The 4,111-nt window shown below is 58.0% G+C and carries 3 protein-coding genes; all 3 read right to left on the bottom strand.

Annotation, left to right across the window (positions count from 1 at the left end; translation table 11 throughout):
* Window positions 1-62: 62 nt before the first annotated feature.
* Complete coding sequence (locus PKC29_15430) at window positions 63-1,520, bottom strand: lipopolysaccharide biosynthesis protein (GenBank protein HML96809.1); 1,458 nt, start codon at window positions 1,518-1,520, stop codon at window positions 63-65.
* Window positions 1,521-1,604: 84 nt separating this feature from the next.
* Window positions 1,605-2,504, bottom strand: coding sequence for a hypothetical protein (locus tag PKC29_15425; protein HML96808.1), 900 nt, complete (start codon window positions 2,502-2,504; stop codon window positions 1,605-1,607).
* A gap of 678 nt (window positions 2,505-3,182) precedes the next feature.
* Window positions 3,183-4,034: an FkbM family methyltransferase gene (locus tag PKC29_15420; GenBank protein HML96807.1), complete on the bottom strand. Its 852-nt coding sequence runs from the start codon at window positions 4,032-4,034 to the stop codon at window positions 3,183-3,185.
* Window positions 4,035-4,111 lie beyond the last annotated feature (77 nt).

The following is a 4,111-nucleotide window of genomic DNA, read 5'->3' as shown; positions in this document are numbered from 1 at the left end:
CGCGCCAGCGCTGGATCTCGGCTCGAGCGGGGACCATTTAACCGGACAGTAGTGATCGACGCTCAGGGCTCATGATGGTCATATTGGGTACGGCGCCTCGAACGCAGGACTTGCAGTGTCGAAATCGCCCATCTGGCCGCATCAGCCATGATCGGGGAGTCGTCGTCGTGTCGGAGCGTTGTAATCAGGACCCCAAATCCAGTGATGAAGATGCAACCCCGCGCAACCAGATATTGCCCTTGGATTGCATACGTGGCGCAAGCGGAGACAACACATATGCTCAGAGTGACTAGAAGATTTTGGAGGGGTATGGCTCGGCGCCCCCACCGCCGCCGGAGGGCGTAGACCGACGCCGTAGCAAGGAGGCTCATCGTCGATGCTCGTGCCACTGCCGCGCCCTCGAGACCGAGCAATGGCGTGAGGCTGAACGCCAGAAGCAGCAAGACCACCAGTCCCAATATCGACGTATTCCGGTTGAAGCGTGCATCGGTGGCAATCTGGAGCACATGGTTCTGGGTCGAAAGCGCCATTGCGATCAGACCCGTACCAAGAAGAACAAGCGCCCCGGCCCCGGCTCGATATTTTTCGCCGAACGCCAGACTCATCAACTCGGGGCCGAAGCAGATCAGCGTCATGGCAGCAATCCCGCACGCCAACAACTGAAAATCCATTACCTTTCGAGCGGTGGCGAGCGCCAGTTCGACGCGACCCTCGCCCCAGAATCGCGTCAGTTGGGGAGCCACGCCTCCAACCCCCAGCATGACCGCCTGGACGGCGCCTCCGAACAGGGTCATGGCGGCCGCATAGGCTGCGACGCCTTCGTCGCCCAGGTACACGCGTACGATCGGAAACTCGCCGCGAGACCAAACGAGCGCCCACAGCAGGGCGGTCAGCCAGATGTTCAGGGCGTACCTGCGGATCGCCCGACATTGGGCCGGGTGGAGCGTCGCTGCGGTGCCCACACCGAGGCCACGAACTTGCGAGGCGCCCGTCAACGCGCCGACTACTCCGGTTGCGACCATCAACGCAAACATGAGCGGCAGGCCGAACGTGTCGACAGGCAGGAAGAGCATCCCTGCGATCATGAGGGTGCCCGCCAGCAGATTCGCGCGAAGAATTATGTCGAACCGTTGACCACCCGTGAGCGCGGCCGTCTGCATCGCCCACCTGCCTTGCACCGCCGCCCAAAGGGCGACCAGCATGAGCGATGTCATGTCGAGGGGCAGGCCGGCGAATTTCGCCCCGACGACTGCGACCAACCCGGCCAGCAGCGGCAATCCGGCGGCCCATGGTCGCCAGTGGTGCATGAACGCGGCAAGCCGAGGCGTGTCGGCGCGCAACTCCGCGGCGTAGCGGCCGACCGCGCCCGTTGCACCCAGCGAGCAAACGAGGAAAGCGATATCCACCAGCCATATCGCATAGGCAAACTGGCCAAAGTCGGCTTGTGAGAGCCTGCGTGCTGCGATGGCGGTGAGTACGAATCGGCTGCCGGTGAGAGCGATTGCGGCTAGAGCAGCCAATAGCGCGTTCCGGGAGAGCGCCATGACTCTAATGGCAACGGACCAGCGGGAAAGTTATGACAACCGTCCCGAGGGAGTCCTGGCTCATTGGATTCTCCCGCGTCGGACTATTCTGTAAAGAGAGGCGGTAATCGTGGCGACCGCCAGAACAATGAAGGAATCTCTGATAACGATGACATAGCTGATTGGGTCACCTTCGATATTCCAGAGTGTTGTCAATACTCCCATCGCGATAGAGGCGAACACCAGTAGTTGATGCCGGTGTCTTGCGTAAGCCGCTACATAATAGACGTAGATCGATAAAGTAATACCTGCGAAAGCACATCCGAGTATGCCGAAGTCCGCGTAGGCAAGCGCGGGGATCGAAATCGCATCATCCTGCAGTGGAAGAGCAAAATGAACCTGAAGATACTGTTCCGTCATCAAGTCGGGTTTGCGGATGAGAAAACCCGGGATAGCCCAAACGAGGGAATAGAGAAATCCGAGCCCAAGTAGATAATCGGAGCCTTGGCGCTCCGCCCCCACGATGAGCTTAAGGAACTCCATCGCATTCCCGCGCTCGACTACATTGACTCCTGCCCGATCCGAGCACGCCAGCGTGACCCCGCACTCATTCCAGCTCTGCGAGAACGCTGATAGGAATGCTGCGACGGGTGACAACCCGGCTGCCAAGAGAGTCTGATTGTATTCACGCCCGTATAGAAATACTGGTGTAAGAACGTAAAGAAGGACGACAGACAGCGCGGCGCCGATGATCAACGTCCTGGCCCGCAGCGCCATTGCTCGTCGCGCAATCCACAGTAGAAGCAAGGCAAGGAACAGGAATTGCCTTCGACCTTCGCTTACAAAGGTCCAAGTGAGTTCGAGCAATACAAGAATCCAGAGTTTCGTCGAACCACGCGACGCAGCAAGAGCCAGTACAACCGTAGACCCCATTCCCACCAGTACCAGAATCGAGTTGAAGCTGGTGAGCCAGTACGGCATGCTTCGAATAGCCTCCTCAGTGGCGGAGCCAGACACAAGTACGCCGTACTCCGCCGCTTGGTAGAGCCTCGTCAACCAGAGTGCTGATATGACCCATACGGCCTGCGCTGTAGGTAATTCGTTCCGATCTACGCTTGCAATCCAGGCAGCGAAACGCGCGAGGCTCTTATCCCGAAGTGCCTTCGCACCAAGCCAGATACAAAGCGCATACAACGCGATCGAGCCATATGCAAAAGCGATGGTCTCGTCAGACGCCCTCCAAGGACTGCCGCCAAAAACAATACGCACAAGGGGAAGAGCAGTGCAGAGCAGACCCAATGGCAGGAGATGCACGCTCACAAATGAGCGTCTGGCACTCCATGCGAGCACTAGGCAGAGTACAGTCACAAGTGCAGAGAGGAGGAGTTCGAAGGCCATGTTTAGGTCGCTGATCGGGCGCGCATCGTATTGATGCAGTGAACGTGAATGAGGATTGGCGCTAGCGACCACTGGCCATCGCGGCCGACAAGAACGCGCTTTTTAACGCGAGTATTTGAAGAAAGAGATGCGCAGATAAGACAGATGCGCCCATTCTGCGAGACGCAGCTCGCTTCCGGATTCCGTATGCGAGCGGTGCCGGTGAGTAGCCGAAAGTGGGCGCGCCGGACCAAGCGAGTGAGGGAACCCTCTTCATTTCATTCATTTCGCAAGCGGCAAGATCCTATTCTCGGCCCACTCCGGCATGGCAAGGTAATCGCTTGACCCGTCCACAGCGTCGATCGGCACCAGCGCACCGTCGTTCCTGATGCGCAAGAAACGGTAAGCCCGATTGCTTAGCTTTTCCAACACGTCGAGGCATTGCCGAAGCGCAGCGGGGTCGAGCGCTTCGAACACGATGATGGGCCGATCGCCCCGTGCCAAGGTTGCTGCGGCACCGCAAAAAACCTCAGGCTCGTGTCCTTCGACATCGACCTTCAGGAAGGTGGGATGGCCATAGCGAACGCCAAGCGCATCGACCGCAACCGTTGGAATCATTATTTCTTTGGCGCCGTTGATCGGGACGAGCCTGGCACGATCAAGCTGAGACGGCACATAGAAGGTAAGTTCGCCTTCTCCCGAAGAAACACCGACGTTTACGAGTTCGATATTCGGGACTTCCGCCAGAGACCGATGCAAGAGCGCGAATGCCCCTGGTGAAGGTTCGATGGCGAGTACGTTGCCGGCTTCAGCAACCAGATCCGAAAAGAGTGCAGATGTATATCCAACGTTCGCACCAATATCGAAGACGGTATCTCCTACCCGGAGAACACGACGACAGACCTTGTCAAATCCGACCTGATGCGGAATTCGGCCGTGGAGATACAGAGGGACAAAAACACTTTCGCGAAGATCTGCCCGGAGTTCGTATGAGATGTCCTTCAGTTTAATTGGCAGGTCCTGCAGACTGGAATCTCGGTTGGCCGCCGCTCTGATGACTGGCCAATAGCCGCGTGGAAGGCGTTTTGCAATGCTTAGCAAGATGCGACTCGAATATCTGGTCTTTCGATTCATTGGGACCCTTCCACCTCCCTCTTCAACTCCTCGATCTCCACCCTCAACGCCTCGTACTCGGCCATCTTCCGCTTCAG

It is taken from the genome of Thermodesulfobacteriota bacterium, assembly GCA_035325995.1.
In the GTDB taxonomy this organism is placed as follows: Bacteria; Desulfobacterota_D; UBA1144; order Nemesobacterales; family UBA2774; genus JADLGH01.
The sequence above is the reverse complement of the archived record's forward strand: the minus strand, read 5'-3'. Positions and strand labels throughout refer to the sequence as shown.